A 13,325-nucleotide genomic window follows, 5' to 3' on the forward strand; every position below is an offset into this window, starting at 1 on the left:
GAAACCATGTGGATTAGCCGAAGGTCAGCGTTTCCGTCAGGTCGCCGGGTTTGAAGCCCATGGCCCTTTGCATGGCGTCTTCGCGCTCGGTGAGGCCCGGCAGGGTCTCGAGATCGAAGCGGCGGCGCAGGAAGCGCGCGATCGAGCCGGTGTCGTAGACCGTGTGTTCGACGTGGTTCTTTTTGGCGAAAGGCGACACGACGATGGCCGGCACGCGCGTGCCCGGGCCCCAGCGGTCGCCCCTGGGCGGCGCGACGTGGTCCCACCACCCGCCGTTTTCGTCGAAGGTGACGATGACCACCATATTGTCCCACTGCGGGCCGGCCTTCAGGGCTTCGATCACCGTGGCGATATGGCGGTCGCCCGAGTCGATGTCGGAATAGCCGGCGTGCATGTTGAGATTGCCCTGCGGCTTGTAATAGCTGACGGCGGGCAGCTTGCCGGCGGCGATATCGGCCATGAAGCGGTTGGTGCGCGGCGTTTCGTCCGTTCCGGCGTCGCGCAGATGCATTTCGCGGTCCTCCGTGCCCGGGGCGAAGCGCTTGAAATAGTTGAGCGGCTGATGGTGGTCCTGGAAGTTGGGGCGCGCAGGGAACTGGTCGGATGAGGCCGGCGGCGAAAGCGCAAGGTCCCAGCCGCCGGCATACCAGGCCCAGTCGATGCCCTTGTCGCTCAGGCGATCGACGATGGTGGCGTGGGTCTGCGGCGGCAGGGTGCCGGCGTTGTTGCGGTCGCCGTAAAGCGGATTGGCGGCGTCGCGTGTCGAGGTCGGCGCATAGGGCGGGCGCATGGTGTTGACGGCGCGGAAATCGGGCGACAGGGCCGAGGCGCCGAAGCGCGCGGGGCCGTCCATGGCGCTGGGCTTCATGTCGGCCACAGGGTTCAGGCGATAGCCTTTGGGGTCGCCGTCGAGGTCGGCGATCAGGCTTCTGGCCGGGCTCTTGTCCGCGTCGGGATAGGTCGGCGGGGTGCAGGCGACGAGGTATTGGTGGTTGAGGAACGAGCCGCCGAACGCGCCCATGAAGAAGTTGTCGCACAGCGTATAGTCGCGGGCGATCCGCCACAGGCGAAGATTGACATTGTTGTCGCCGTAATGGCCCATGACCATGGCGCCGGTATCGCCCCAGGCGACGAAACCGTCGTTTTTCCCGCCATTGATCTGCATCTGGTTCTGGTAGAAGGCGTGGACCAGGTCGCGGGTGACGACGCCCTGGGGCAGGGGATCGCCTTCAGGCGTTTTCAGGGCGAACGGCGCGTTGGGCAGGCCGGTGACGGCGTCTTCGGCGACATGATAGGTCTGGTGGTTGACGACCTGCTCGTCCTTGACCAGTCCGCCCCAGATCTTCGGCAGGGTGTCGAGGATGCGGCCGTCGCGATCGCGTTGCCGGAAGCGGTCCGCCGGGACTTTGTCGAGCGGCTGCTGAAGCCCCGGGAAGCCCGCGAACAGGTTGTTGAAGCTGCGGTTCTCGGCGAAGATGACGACGACGGTTTTGACGTGCTGGCGCAGGGCCGCGTCGAAGGCGGGCGCTTGCGGTCGGTGAAGGCGCGGTTTCGCTTCGGAGGCCGTGGGCACGGCGGCGAACAGGCCGGCCAGGCCGAGGCCTTCCAGCAGTTCGCGGCGGCTGGCGGAGGCTTTCGGGGTCTCTTCGGAATCGTCGGTCATGCGGCTTCAGGAAGGCTGGAGAGGGCCACCCCTTAAAGCGCGTTTGGTATCAAATGTGAAGGTTTTTTGACAATCCTGAGAACGAGTGTGCGTCGGTTCGCTTGCCGTCGGGTGAAAAATTGTGTACACATTGGTGATCATTCTGGGAGGATGTCATGGCGGACGGAAATCGAAATTCCAGCGCGCCGGATCGTGTTGGGATTCGGGAATTTCGCGGCAATCTCAACGCGTTTTTGCAGGAAGTGCAGGCCGGAAAGTCCTTCGTCCTGACTTCGCACGACCGCCCCATTGCCGAGATACATCCGGTCAAGGCGGCGAATTCGGATCGAAAGCCGGGGGCCCTGCGTGGACGAATCAAGATGGCTGACGACTTCGACGCCCTGCCGGATGACGATCTGAAAGCCATGGAGGCGGGCGATTGAGGCTGCTGCTCGACACGCACGCGCTGTTGTGGTGGTTGAACGACGATCCGAAACTGAGCGACGACATTCGAAACCTGATTGGCGACCCGGCCAACGCTGTGCTGTTCAGTGTGGTTTCGCTGTGGGAGGTTGCCGTAAAGGTTCGCATCGGCAAGCTTGATATCGATATGGATGCTTTCCTCGCCGTTTTACCCGAGCAAGGGTTTGAACGGATAGGAGTCGAGGACAGTCATCTCGAGGCGCTGGTCGGACTCCCGTCGCATCATCGCGATCCGTTCGATCATCTTTTGATGGCGCAGGCCATGGTGGAACAGGCGGTCTTCGTCTCCCAGGATGCCAATGTGCCGCTGTATGGCGTCCCGTTTTTGTCTTGCGCGGGTGGCTGACCTTGGTCAGCCGCGGCGTTGCTGGCGCATGATCAGGTCTTCGGCCCAGGCCTGTTCGGCGCGGGCGATGACGAACATCAGGACCTGCGACGCGTCCGCCTTGTCGGCCGGGGCCGCAAGATCGAGTCCGAAGCGCTTCGGGAACCAGACCATGACATGCAGGTCGTCGCACTGCGCCTTCTGGCCGGTATAGACCACCAGGGCGCGGGTCAGGGCGCAGCGGCGGGCGTCGTCGGGCGCGTCCTTCCAGGCCTGGTCGAGCTGTTCGCGCGTAATGTGGCGCGATGCCGCCAGTTCACCGGCGGCGCCGAACTGGATGGCTTCGGCCGCGATCAGGCCGTCGCGCAGGGTTTCGGAAATGCCGGCCGTGGGATTGCAGGCGAAGAAGGCCTTTTGCAGGACGGCGTCGTGCGATTGCAGATACTGCATCGGCGCCTTCATGTCCGTCGCGGTGGGCGAGGCGGTGTAGACGGCTTTGAATCCGTCCTTTTCCGTCTGGCCGACGTTCTGCCAGACGCAGGTGCCGAGATTTTCGTAAGTGTGCGTTTCCGCCCGGGCGCCCGTGGCGGCCAGGATCGCGAAAGCCGCAAGGGCGGCTGGGACGGACTGCCGGATCATCGATTTTCTCCCCTTCGATGCCCCGGGTCTATACTGGTTTTGAACGTTGTTCAAGATTTATTTGCGCTGTCCACGATGCGGTAATGGGCGACGTGTTCGGGGCGCTCCAGGAGAAAGCGATCGTCTTCGGGATAGTAGCGGGCGATCGAGATGTCATTGCCCGCGAAGGCGCGGATGGCGTCGAGCGACACCCACAGGCTTTCGGTCACCACCTCGGTCGTTCCGTCGTCCAGGGCGCGCATCAGCATGCGGTAGCCGAGATTGCCCGGCGTGCCGGTATAGTCCGATCCGCCGGTGCCGGCGATATAGTCGCGATAGGCGTCGGCATCGGTTGTGCGGATACGGCCCGCCCAGCGGCGCAGGATTGTCTCAGGCATGGAAAAGCCTCCGGTTTCCCGGAGGCTTTAAAGTGCGGACGCGTCCGAACCTGTCAGTTACATCTTGTCGATCATGTCCTTGTGCGACTGAAGCGTCGGCAGGGTATCGGCGGCGAAGGCCTTGAGCGTCTCGTCCGTGCCGTTCTTGGCGTAGTTGCCGAACAGCGAGACGGCGTCCGAATGGGCGTCCTTCTGCAGGCTGATATAGGCCTTGTCGAAGTCGTCGCCCGTCTTGGTCTTCAGGTCGTCGACCTTTTTCTGGTCGGCGTCGTCGAGCGCGGCAGGGGCGGTCACGTCCTTGACCTTGGCCACGGCGGTCTTGAAGGCGGTGCCGGCCTTGGTGTGGTCGGCCACCATCTTCTTGGCGAAGGCCAGGACGTCCTTGTTCTTCGACGTCTTGAGCGCCAGCTTGCTCGACTCGATTTCGAGGGCATTGGCGTTGGCAGCCTTGGTGACGAAGTCCTGCGGGGTATCCGGGTTGACGGCGTCGGACACCGCCGAACCCGCCTGGGACATGGCGCTGCCGGCATCGGCGGCCAGGCTTTGCGTGGTATCGCTGGCTTCCGTCTGCTGTGTCTTGTTGCAGGCGGAAAGCCCGCCCAGCAGCAGGACGCTGAGAACCGAAGCGGCGGCGAACTGAGTTTTGCCCATCTTGACCATGACGTTTTCCTGAGAGAGTTGTGAAGTGCCGTGATGCTAGGGGCGTCGTCATAAATATGCGCGGCGGGCCCGGCGGAGATTTGCAAAAAACCGCTAGTTTGCGAGATCGAGCCTCCGTGTCAGGTGAAGCGCATCGAGAAAACGTTCGTCGTGGCTGACCACGATCAGGGCGCCGTCATAGGCTTTCAGGCCGGCTTCGACGACCTCGATGGACTCGATATCGAGGTGGTTGGTCGGCTCGTCCAGGATCAGCAGTTGCGGCGGGTTGGGGCCGCCCAGCGTGCAGGCCAGGCCGGCGCGCAGGCGCTGGCCGCCGCTTAAGCGGCCGACGGTCTGCAGGGCAGCATCGGCGCGGAAAGCGAAACGGGCCAAGGCGGCGCGGGTGGTGTTTTCGTCCGCGTCGCCATGCAGGCGGCGGTAGTTGTCGCGGATGCTGAGCGCGGGGTCGAGCAGGCTGACGGACTGATCCAGCCGGGCAAAGGGCACGCGAATGTCCGCCGTGCCGGACCATGGTTTCAGCGTGCCGTCGATCACGGCCAGCAGGGTCGATTTGCCGGACCCGTTTGCGCCAAGGATGGCTAGCCGCTCGGGACCTGTCAGGGCCAGGGACAGGCCGCGGATGACGGGCAGGCCGGGATCATAGCCGGCGGTTACGGCGTCGAGCACCAGCACCGTCTTGCCGGCGGCCAGGCGCGAGGGCGGCAGCGCCGTCGACATGGGGGTGACGATTTCGATGCGGTCGCGGGCGGTATCGAGCGCGGCTTCGGCATCGCTGCGCTGGCGTTCGGCCAGGCGGGCGGCGGCGCCCGACGTGTTTTCGCTGCGGTTCTTCATCATGCCCAGGATGATTTTCGGCGCGTCGCCCTTGGCGGCCTTCTTGCGGCCGCCGCTGTCCTTGCGCGCCTTGCGCTCGATGGCGGTCTGGGCGTCGTGGCTCGTTTGGTTGAGGCGCTTTTCGGCGTCGGCCAGGGTGGCTTCGGCGGCGGCGGTGTCTTCCGCTTTACGCTGGCGGTAGTGCGTCCAGTTGCCGCCGTAGCGCGTGGCGCCTTTCGGCGTCAGTTCGACGATGCTGTCCATGGTGTCGAGCAGTTCGCGGTCGTGGCTGACGACGATGGCGCCGCCCTTCCAGCCGGCCAGCAGGTCGTGCACCGCCTGGCGGCCGTCGCGGTCGAGATGGTTGGTGGGTTCATCGAGCAGCAGCCAGTCGGGCTCGGCGAAGACCAGCGCCGCCAGGGCCGCACGGGTGCGTTGTCCGCCGGACAACTGCGTAAGTGGCGTATCGGGGGCTGCATCGAGGCGGAGGCTGCTTAGCGCGGTGTCGAAGCGTGACGGCAGCAGCCAGTCGGCGTCCGCCAGGTCGGCTTCGGACGCCTGGCCGGCTTCGGCGCGGTCGAGAATGGCCAGGGCGGCGCGGATGCCGAACAGGTCTGCCAGGGTTTCGGCATCGGGCGTTTGATCGAGCACGCCGACCGTGCCGGCGATGGCGATGCTGCCTTCGCGCGGCGTGAGGTCTCCTGCGATCAGGCGCAACAGGGTTGTCTTGCCGGCGCCGTTGCGGCCGACGAGGCCGGTGCGTTCGGGGCCGAAGGTGAGGTCGAGATTGGGGAACAGGTCACGGCCGTCGGGCGTCTGCCACGACAGGCCGCTGAGCGTAATAGCGGGCATGGGATGTGTTTTCCGGTTGAGACGGGATGGTCAGGCGGTCTCGGAAACAGGAAATCACATGGGGCGTGCTGGCTCTCTTGCCGTGGTTATGCCGCCGACATAAGCGCCATGGCCGGTATTTGCAAGGCCGGGTCGCTGTCGGATGTATCGGTGCGCGGCGGGCGGGCACGGCGGATGCGGGCTGAACGCGGGTTGGCGCGGAAGGGCGCGGTGGCTACGCGGATCGTCTTGTGCGCCAGGACGCGGGCGCGTTTAAGACCGACCTGGGCGGCCGCGACCGACAGGGCCAGGGTCAGGTCGACAAGCAGTTGCACGTCAAGACCGGCGGCGATCATGGTGAGTTCCGGCGCTGCGACGACGACAAGCGCGAGGACGGTTACGGCGATGGCGCAGGGAATGGCGTGCGACAGGCGCGGGCGGGCCAGCCACTGCGCCGGACCTTCGACAAGAGCCTTGAGGATGCTGCGGCTCAGCGGCGCATCGGGACAGAATTTCGCGACGATGGTCAGCGCCAGCAGCGCGATAAGGATGATTGGTAACATGGTGCCCTCCTGGCGCAGGAGGTGGGGAGACGGGCTCGTGGCGTCAAGGCGGCGGCTGGTTATGGCTGAACGGTAACGAAATCAAATTGACGGGCAGGAGGGACGGCGGCACATTTGGGCCGGATTGGGGAAGCCGATAAGATGCGTGAGGACCAGATCGTTGTCTTTTGGAGGTTCGTGCGCGGCGACATGCCCGCCGACCGGTTCGAAACCTGGCTGTACGCGCAGGATAATCTGGAAGCCGCCTTCGGTGCCGACCTTTGGCTCGACCTGATATCGGCGGATTATCGCAACCCGGCGGCTGTTTTCGACATGGCGGAAAGGCTGAAGGCGATCCTGCCGCGGACGCAGTCGTGCGAATGCGTGATCTTGCCTGACCTGGCTGTCGTCCCCATGGGCGGAGACGGTTTGGATCAGCGGTTCTTCGCGACCATGAAGACCTTCGCCAGGCACGGACCGGACCTTTGGTGGCTTTATGCGGACCGGTGCAAGGCTTGCGGCCAGGCGTGGATGGTCGCCCAGGAAGAGCGGATTTACGACGACTATTTCATCCGGCGCCTGACCGACGAAGAGGTCGTTTCGATCGCCAAGCGTGTGTGGCCTGTTGACTTCCTGACCTATGAGAAGATTCTGGTTGTGGGGCGGAGGCTTAGCAAGGCGTGCAGGTTTGTCGACCCCCTGTCATATTCGTTGGTGGACACGGCCCGCAGACTTCTGGCGGACCGGCCGGACATGACGGTCGCGGACCTTGCGGGGTTGCTGGGCGTGAGCGAAGATCACGCGCACGCTGTCGTGGCCGTGATCTGAGGGCAAACAGCGCTGCCGCTGGTTATCTTTTGAAGCCGGTCGGTTCGGCCTTATGCCTTCGCCGTGCCGAGAAGCCTGCCGAAGACGCGCCAGAAGACGAAGAGCAGGACGGCCGCGCCGCCGACAATCGCGAAATGGAGCCACCAGAAGTTGGTGGCGCCCAGAACCTGCATGAACGGCCCAATGACGCTGCCGGCCACCAGGTCGGCAAGGAACAGCGATCCCATGAAGACGCCGACCATGGTGCCGTTGACCTGGGCCGGGGCGACACGCGCGAACAGGGCCAGGCCGACCGGCAGGAGATTGGCAAAGCCGATCGAGTTCACCAGCTCGAAGCCGACGCCCCACCACAGGGATGCCTTGTGCGTCGGCGTCACGGTCATGGACGCCGCCACCAGCATCAGCGGGGCGAGCGCGGCGACGGCGGCCGAGAAAGCCATCTTGGTCAGTTCGTCCGGTTCCTTCCATTTCATCGCCCACAGCTTCCACAGGACGATCGAGGCCGCGAGGAAGGTCATCGACACCGTGGCGTCGAGCGAGACCAGCCAGGTCGAGGGCACGTCATAGCCGAGGATATGCAGGTTGTAAGCGTCGTTGCCCCAGGTGATGTAGTTGATGAAGACCTGTTCGTTCATCACCAGGGCGCCGCCGAGAATGGGCAGGAGAAGCAGCAGGGCGCCTGTTTTCCGCCAGTCGGCCTTCGTCATTTTCGGCGTCTCGACATGGGCCGCCTTCACGCGCTCCGGCTCGAGCGGCAGCCATTTGCGGCCGCTGAGATAGACCGCCAGGCCGAACGCCATGCTGATGCCGGCGGCGGCGAAGCCCCAGTGCCAGGCGACTTTCTGCCCCAGCGTGCCGCAGACGATGGGGGCGACGATGACGGCGATGTTGAAGACCAGGTAGAAGATCTGGAAGGCGGCGCCCGCGCGCACGTCGTCGGGACCGTAGAGCTTTCCGACCTGGCTCGAGATATTGCCCTTGAAGCAGCCGACGCCGGCCAGGATCAGCACCAGCGCGACCAGGAAGGTCTGTTCGAAGGCCGTGAGAAAATGGCCGAAGACCATGACGACGGCGCCCAGCGTCACCGTGTTGCGGCGGCCGAGCCACCGGTCGGCGATCAGTCCGCCCAGCATCGGGGTCAGGTAGGTGAAGCCGTAGAGGCTGGGGATGATCGAGGCCAGGGCCAGCGGCTGCAGCGGGCCGTAGATGTGTTCGAGGAAGGCCTTGAACGGTCCGAAGCCCAGGATGTTTTCGACATGACCGGGCTGGAGCAGCCAGAGCGACAGGTAAAGCGGCAAGAGCGCCTTCATGCCGTAGTAGGAGAAACGCTCGAACGCCTCGGCGAACACCAGGTAGATCAGGCCGAAGGGATGGCCGAGAAAGCTCTTTTCACCCTTTGGCGGGTGGGCGTCGTCGATGGTCATGTGCGTTCCCTGTTTCAGATGAAACTGAAGCGTGGGGCGCGGCTTGTCAATCGGGGCGGTATGCCGAACCGAGGTGCGTTGGAAAACAGTGGCGGGACATTTGGCGTCCGCTAGATGCCTGTTGTTCCCGGTACTCAGAACTATTGGTCATGCCGTCAGTGTCGTCCTGCGTAATTTGTGATATTGGCCGTCGGTATGAGTATTTGAATCGTAATTCAGGGGGAATTCGTGACAAGGACATTATTTTTCGCCGTCATCGCCATTGGATGGATGGGGGCCTGCTCATGCGTGGCGCAGGAAGACTTTTTTCAGGAAGCAAAGAAAAGATGTCTGGATAGTGGTGGAAGCGTGGATCAGATCAACGCCTCTGCTAAGGCCGATGGTTGGAAAAATCAGTTTACAGACGAAGAACTAGAGATGCTTTCGGAAATGGACATGCATCCTACGGTCGATTCTTTCGTTAAAAATTTCGGTAAAAAAACTATAACCCTTGTCACTCGCCAAAAGAGCAATCAAACCTCAGGGGTCAGATGGCTATGACCAGCTGTGAATTGGTGAGTGAGGCTTTTGATATTTTACCGGCTGTAAATTCTGCAAAGGAATACTTTGGCGTTTCGCCATTGAAGGATTCTTCGGAAGACGTTGAGTGGATTTACCAAATGGATGGCGGGAAGATGGTTTTGTTACCTGACGTAAGTCCAGAAACTTCGGTGAAATACATGGCTAATGGTCCTGTATATATTTTTGGAATTGTTTCGACGGGTGGATATAGCGGGATCGTATATAGAAAATTGACGCTAAGTGGCGAGCAAAGCCATTAGTATTTTGCATTTGACCGGTCGCCCGTCGCGCGCCGGTATGAAGTACCGGGAACTTTGACAGCAGGCGTTGACGTGACGGGCAATCGGGCTCAGGCCTTCACGTATTTGCGCCAGTCGTGGTCTTCCCTGAAGCCCAGCAGGTCACGGATCTTGCGGTTGCTGATCGGGGCGTCGAAGCCGTCGATCTGGCCGGTGATCGGGGTGTCGGGCGCCCAGCGCGCCAGGAAGTCACGCGTGGGCTCGGTCGCCGTAATGGTGTCGTTGACGGCGTTGAACACCTGGAAGCCCAGGCCGTCTTTTGCCACGCAAAGATCGACGATCTGGCCGAGGTCGCGGGCGTCGATATAGCTCCAGGCATTGCGTTTGCGCGACGGCGGCTCGGCCAGGTAGCCGGGGAAGTTGGCATAGTCTTCCGGTGACACGACATTGCCGATCCTGAGCGCATAGACGTCGATGCCGAAGCGCATGGCGAAGGCGCGCGCCGTCTTTTCGTTGACGACCTTGGACAGGCCGTAGCTGTCCATCGGGTCGATGTCGTAGTCTTCGGTCAGCGGGAATTCGTGATAGTCCTGGTCGCCTTCCGCGAAGCAGACGCCGTACGTCGTCTCGGACGAGGCGATGACCACCTTCCTGATGCCGAGCTTGGCGGCGGCTTCGATGACATTGTAGGTCGAGACCGCGTTGGCGGCGAAGGTGACATTGTCCGGGCGAATGAGAATACGCGCCGTCGCCGCGAAGTGCACCACCGCGTCGACCGGGGCGGGGCCCTTGCCGGTGTCGAGGCCTTCGAAGCCGAAGTGCTGGGACAGGGCGTTGAACACCTGGCCCGAGTCGGTCAGGTCGGTCAGCAGGGTGTTGACGCCGTCGCCGAACGGCGTGAGGTCGAGGTTGACGACCGCATGGCCTTTATCGAGCAGGTAGGGGATGACATGGCGTCCCGCCTTGCCGCTGCCGCCGGTAAAAACGATGCGCTTGCCCATGGTCGTGTCCCTGTATTCGATTTCAATGGTATCGGTCACATAGCGGGGACGGGCACGGGAGGCAAGATTGCCCGTTTCTTGTGTATCGGATATGATCGGGGATCAGCGGGGGCGCGAAATGAAAACAATCCTTATGGCAATGGCGCTGGCCGCCGGACTGGCTTCGCCGGTCATGGCGCAGGACGCGCCGCGACTGTGCGGCGGTTCGGACTATAACCTGCCGGTTCCCGATGACGAGCCGGCGGATCACCGGCAATTCACCGTTCAGCCGCTGGTCTATGTCGAAGGCCATAAGACGCCCGGTGTCTACGGCATCGATATTGACCTGGTCGTAGACGAAAGCGGGCAGGTGGTGTGCGCCAGCCCGAAGACGCTCGACGGCACCGATACGGCGCAGCGGCGGACGCTGTACCGGCAGGTCGCCGGCTGGCGGTACACGCCGTTCCTGATCGACGGCCGGGCCGCGCGCGTCATGGTGATGGAGCGGACCGAGGAAGAGGTGCGGCCGGCGCGGCATGTCGCCATGCCGACGGCGGCGCTGTCACGCATCTCCGTCCGCCTGTCTTTTCCCGGGAACACGGCGGTCATTCGCGGCGACGGTACGGCGGAATTTGCAGCGATCGACATCACGACGGGCAAGACGATCCGGAACCGCTATGCGATCGATCCGGGCGAATTCGCCGCGTTCGTGGAACGCCTGCGCGGGGCCGACGCCTGGTCGCTGGCGCCGAACTACGTCCGGAGCCTGCCGGATGACATGGGAATGAATGAAATCAGGATCGATATCGGCGGGCAGGTCAAGACGATCGTCTGGCGGCATGCGGACCTGGCCGGCATGCCCGGGGCCATGATTACCGCGATCGAGGAGGGACGCCGGGTGGCGCGTTTCGACGACTGGCAGCGGTCGATTATCCCGATGCCGTCCATCCCGGTGCCACCGCAGATCGAGCCAACCGTCCCGGTACGGCAGAGCGACCCGCCCATTCCCGCGCCGCAGCCGTCACCGGCGCCGGCAAGGACGCCGGGGCGCTGACACATGTCCGTCGCGCGCGGTGTGTAATGCAGGATCGGATCAGGGAGGGGACGATGTTGAGACTCATGATGGCGGCCCTGGCCGCGTGGGCGATCGCGGGAACGGCGCAGGCCGGCGATGCGCTGACGTCTGAAAAGACCTACACCACGCACTGTTTTCCGTGGGACAGCTCGTACCGGCTCGACGATCACTATCTCTATCGAAGCTCGGGGGACGGCGCACCCTTCCTGTGGCGCCTGGACCTGCTGAGCGGGCAGTGCGACCACCTGGTCAGGCTGCCGACCAATACCTTCACGCCGGTGGCCGTATCCGGGACATATGTCGTCGCCAATGACGGCATCTATAACCGTCTGTCCGTCTATACCAAGGCCGACTGGCAGCGACACGGTTCGCTGCGGCTGGCGGAGGCGGCGGGGCCGGGCGTCATTCGTGGCGACAGGCTCTATCTCTTCCAGGACAAGATCGTGTCTCCGAGCCGCGACCACAGGCTGGTGCTGACCGTTTTCAGCCTGCCCGACCTCAAGCGGATCGAGACGCGGGACTATCCGGACCTGCTCGAGGATGTGGGCCTGACGGCCGACGGCTTCACCACCTGGCATGGCGGCAAGCTGACCTATCGCCGCTTCGACGGCGGACCCGAGCGCACGCTCGACCTGCCCTATATCCAGGGCGAGGGCGTGTCGATAGACGAGGAGGGGCGGGAATTCACCGACCCGGGCTGCCCGGTGGGGTCGCAGGTGCTGAACGACGACGTCGCCCTGGTGACGCGGTCGTGCACCAGCTATTACGTCGTCGACCTGAAGGCGATGGCCGTGCGCAGCCAGGTCAATCTGCCGAAGCACGTGCTGTACGGCGAAGGCGTGGCCGAGGGATCGCGTCTCTACCTGATCGAAAAGATTCCGGGGCAGCCGCCCTATTACAAGGCGCGGCAGAAGATGCAGGTCCAGGTGTTCAACCTGGCCGACGGCAGCGAGGCGGGATCCGGCCCGGTGCTGGAATGGAGCAACAGCTATGGCCGCTACCATGTCGGCCACCGGCTGGTCTGGGTCGACGAAGATATCGGCAAGACGAATGTGACGATCTACGGGTTTCAGCCATAGGACGGCTTGCGCGGAAAAGGTTAACAGGGCATCGTGCGGTCAGCACGTATTCAGGGGAGGGTATCATGCGTACATTCACCACTATTGTGGCCGTTTCGGCATTGGTCGCGCCGCTGGCGTTCGCGACGGGCGCGTTCGCCGACGACACCGGGCTGTCCCAGGGGCTCCAGGCCGCCGGCCAGACCCTTGCGGGGCAGAGCGCCTCGGCCCTGTCCGGCAAGGCGCGCGACAGCGACGGCGTCGTGTCCGGCCTGAGCAGCAACGCGCCGGCGGCCGCCGCGTCGAAGGACGCCGCCGCCGCCGTGGGCGGATATGGCGACGACGCCGAGCGCACCCAGGTCCTCAGCCAGATCTTCGACGCCCTGCCGATCGAACGCCTGTTCGAGATCGGCGCGGAAAAGGGGCTGATGAACAATGATAGCGTCAAGGCGCTGGCGCCGTCCGAGCAGCAGCGGCTGATCGGCATCGCCCGCGAAGAGGTCAGGCTGCGCCAGGACGTCTATACGCACGACCTGGCGGTCAGCAACGGCCTAGACCTGACGCTGGATCAGCTGAAGGAAATCCTGACGGTGGCGCGCGTGCCGCTGGTCGGCCAGGCCATGCTGGCCGGCGCGACGGGCGATACCGGCAAGATCGGCATGCCGTCGGCCGCCGACCAGGCGGTGCTGGCGCGCGCGAACGGCGAGCCCTATGTCATGACTTTCATCAAGACCATCAATGTCAATGTTGCGGGCTACGACCTGCGCGCCTCGTCGCAAGTCGCCTTCTCGCGCTTCACCGGGAACATGGCCGGCCAGTAGCGGCAAGGGCGCGGGACAACCCCGCGC

At 63.7% G+C, this 13,325-nt stretch carries 16 protein-coding genes; 8 read left to right on the forward strand and 8 right to left on the reverse strand.

The genetic code is table 11. The features are described 5' to 3' along the window. Positions 1-13 precede the first annotated feature (13 nt). Positions 14-1,663: an acid phosphatase gene (gene acpA, locus AB8717_RS09960; RefSeq protein ID WP_443747180.1), complete on the reverse strand. Its 1,650-nt coding sequence runs from the start codon at positions 1,661-1,663 to the stop codon at positions 14-16. A 155-nt stretch (positions 1,664-1,818) separates the two neighbouring features. Between acpA and AB8717_RS09965 the strand changes: the two genes are divergently transcribed. Both AB8717_RS09965 and AB8717_RS09970 read left to right on the forward strand, forming a co-directional pair. Further along, entirely contained in the window at positions 1,819-2,085 is a 267-nt protein-coding gene (locus AB8717_RS09965) for a type II toxin-antitoxin system Phd/YefM family antitoxin (protein ID WP_443747181.1), read from the forward strand. Next, positions 2,082-2,471 (forward strand): type II toxin-antitoxin system VapC family toxin, encoded by a 390-nt coding sequence (locus AB8717_RS09970; protein WP_443747182.1) that lies wholly within the window; start codon positions 2,082-2,084, stop codon positions 2,469-2,471. Before AB8717_RS09965 ends, AB8717_RS09970 begins: the two co-directional genes overlap by 4 nt. A 6-nt stretch (positions 2,472-2,477) precedes the next feature. On the opposite strand, the gene AB8717_RS09975 is transcribed toward AB8717_RS09970, so the two are convergent. The 5 genes from AB8717_RS09975 to AB8717_RS09995 form a co-directional block, all read right to left on the reverse strand. Next, a complete protein-coding gene (locus tag AB8717_RS09975; protein ID WP_443747183.1) occupies positions 2,478-3,089 on the reverse strand; it encodes a hypothetical protein in 612 nt (203 codons plus the stop codon). A gap of 50 nt (positions 3,090-3,139) precedes the next feature. After that, positions 3,140-3,466 carry a hypothetical protein gene (locus AB8717_RS09980; RefSeq protein ID WP_443747184.1) on the reverse strand — a complete coding sequence of 109 codons (327 nt, stop codon included), beginning with the start codon at positions 3,464-3,466 and terminating at the stop codon, positions 3,140-3,142. A gap of 57 nt (positions 3,467-3,523) precedes the next feature. After that, on the reverse strand, positions 3,524-4,126 hold the full coding sequence (locus AB8717_RS09985; RefSeq protein ID WP_443747185.1) for a DUF4142 domain-containing protein: 603 nt from the start codon (positions 4,124-4,126) through the stop codon (positions 3,524-3,526). Positions 4,127-4,219: 93 nt separating this feature from the next. Next, on the reverse strand, positions 4,220-5,791 hold the full coding sequence (locus tag AB8717_RS09990) for an ABC-F family ATP-binding cassette domain-containing protein (protein ID WP_443747186.1): 1,572 nt from the start codon (positions 5,789-5,791) through the stop codon (positions 4,220-4,222). Positions 5,792-5,877: 86 nt separating this feature from the next. Beyond that, positions 5,878-6,333 carry a hypothetical protein gene (locus AB8717_RS09995; protein ID WP_443747187.1) on the reverse strand — a complete coding sequence of 152 codons (456 nt, stop codon included), beginning with the start codon at positions 6,331-6,333 and terminating at the stop codon, positions 5,878-5,880. A gap of 141 nt (positions 6,334-6,474) precedes the next feature. Here AB8717_RS09995 and AB8717_RS10000 point away from each other — a divergent pair, with 141 nt between their 5' ends. Further along, on the forward strand, positions 6,475-7,140 hold the full coding sequence (locus tag AB8717_RS10000; RefSeq protein ID WP_443747188.1) for a hypothetical protein: 666 nt from the start codon (positions 6,475-6,477) through the stop codon (positions 7,138-7,140). A 50-nt stretch (positions 7,141-7,190) separates the two neighbouring features. Here the strand turns inward: AB8717_RS10000 and AB8717_RS10005 are convergent, their stop codons facing one another. Next, positions 7,191-8,564: a peptide MFS transporter gene (locus AB8717_RS10005; RefSeq protein WP_443747189.1), complete on the reverse strand. Its 1,374-nt coding sequence runs from the start codon at positions 8,562-8,564 to the stop codon at positions 7,191-7,193. Between the two features lie 228 nt (positions 8,565-8,792). On the opposite strand from AB8717_RS10005, the gene AB8717_RS10010 reads away from it, so the two are divergent. Next, the gene (locus AB8717_RS10010) at positions 8,793-9,104 is read left to right on the forward strand and encodes a hypothetical protein (RefSeq protein ID WP_443747190.1); all 312 of its coding nucleotides are present in this window, start codon (positions 8,793-8,795) and stop codon (positions 9,102-9,104) included. Continuing rightward, positions 9,095-9,385 (forward strand): hypothetical protein, encoded by a 291-nt coding sequence (locus AB8717_RS10015; protein WP_443747191.1) that lies wholly within the window; start codon positions 9,095-9,097, stop codon positions 9,383-9,385. The genes AB8717_RS10010 and AB8717_RS10015 overlap by 10 nt, the downstream gene beginning before the upstream one ends. 89 nt (positions 9,386-9,474) lie before the next feature. Here the strand turns inward: AB8717_RS10015 and AB8717_RS10020 are convergent, their stop codons facing one another. Then, complete coding sequence (locus tag AB8717_RS10020) at positions 9,475-10,404, reverse strand: NAD-dependent epimerase/dehydratase family protein (RefSeq protein WP_443747192.1); 930 nt, start codon at positions 10,402-10,404, stop codon at positions 9,475-9,477. Positions 10,405-10,483: 79 nt separating this feature from the next. Here AB8717_RS10020 and AB8717_RS10025 point away from each other — a divergent pair, with 79 nt between their 5' ends. The 3 genes from AB8717_RS10025 to AB8717_RS10035 all read left to right on the forward strand — a co-directional run bounded on the left by AB8717_RS10025 (position 10,484) and on the right by AB8717_RS10035 (position 13,298). Further along, on the forward strand, positions 10,484-11,398 hold the full coding sequence (locus AB8717_RS10025; RefSeq protein ID WP_443747193.1) for a hypothetical protein: 915 nt from the start codon (positions 10,484-10,486) through the stop codon (positions 11,396-11,398). A gap of 53 nt (positions 11,399-11,451) precedes the next feature. Then, a complete protein-coding gene (locus tag AB8717_RS10030; protein ID WP_443747194.1) occupies positions 11,452-12,498 on the forward strand; it encodes a hypothetical protein in 1,047 nt (348 codons plus the stop codon). Between the two features lie 65 nt (positions 12,499-12,563). Further along, on the forward strand, positions 12,564-13,298 hold the full coding sequence (locus tag AB8717_RS10035) for a hypothetical protein (protein WP_443747195.1): 735 nt from the start codon (positions 12,564-12,566) through the stop codon (positions 13,296-13,298). The last annotated feature ends 27 nt before the right edge of the window (positions 13,299-13,325 follow it).

The sequence above is a fragment of the Asticcacaulis solisilvae genome, assembly GCF_052327315.1.
GTDB classification, from domain to species: Bacteria; Pseudomonadota; Alphaproteobacteria; order Caulobacterales; family Caulobacteraceae; genus Asticcacaulis; species Asticcacaulis solisilvae_B.

Excerpts from the sequence above, each read along its gene's own strand:
- AB8717_RS09985 (WP_443747185.1), bottom strand. The coding sequence starts at position 4,126 with ATGGTCAAGATGGGCAAAACTCAGTTCGCCGCCGCTTCGGTTCTCAGC.
- AB8717_RS09965 (WP_443747181.1), top strand. The coding sequence starts at position 1,819 with ATGGCGGACGGAAATCGAAATTCCAGCGCGCCGGATCGTGTTGGGATT.
- AB8717_RS10035 (WP_443747195.1), top strand. The coding sequence starts at position 12,564 with ATGCGTACATTCACCACTATTGTGGCCGTTTCGGCATTGGTCGCGCCG.
- AB8717_RS09980 (WP_443747184.1), bottom strand. The coding sequence starts at position 3,466 with ATGCCTGAGACAATCCTGCGCCGCTGGGCGGGCCGTATCCGCACAACC.
- AB8717_RS09995 (WP_443747187.1), bottom strand. The coding sequence starts at position 6,333 with ATGTTACCAATCATCCTTATCGCGCTGCTGGCGCTGACCATCGTCGCG.
- AB8717_RS10025 (WP_443747193.1), top strand. The coding sequence starts at position 10,484 with ATGAAAACAATCCTTATGGCAATGGCGCTGGCCGCCGGACTGGCTTCG.
- AB8717_RS10015 (WP_443747191.1), top strand. The coding sequence starts at position 9,095 with ATGGCTATGACCAGCTGTGAATTGGTGAGTGAGGCTTTTGATATTTTA.
- acpA (WP_443747180.1), bottom strand. The coding sequence starts at position 1,663 with ATGACCGACGATTCCGAAGAGACCCCGAAAGCCTCCGCCAGCCGCCGC.
- AB8717_RS10005 (WP_443747189.1), bottom strand. The coding sequence starts at position 8,564 with ATGACCATCGACGACGCCCACCCGCCAAAGGGTGAAAAGAGCTTTCTC.
- AB8717_RS09990 (WP_443747186.1), bottom strand. The coding sequence starts at position 5,791 with ATGCCCGCTATTACGCTCAGCGGCCTGTCGTGGCAGACGCCCGACGGC.
- AB8717_RS10000 (WP_443747188.1), top strand. The coding sequence starts at position 6,475 with ATGCGTGAGGACCAGATCGTTGTCTTTTGGAGGTTCGTGCGCGGCGAC.
- AB8717_RS10030 (WP_443747194.1), top strand. The coding sequence starts at position 11,452 with ATGTTGAGACTCATGATGGCGGCCCTGGCCGCGTGGGCGATCGCGGGA.
- AB8717_RS09975 (WP_443747183.1), bottom strand. The coding sequence starts at position 3,089 with ATGATCCGGCAGTCCGTCCCAGCCGCCCTTGCGGCTTTCGCGATCCTG.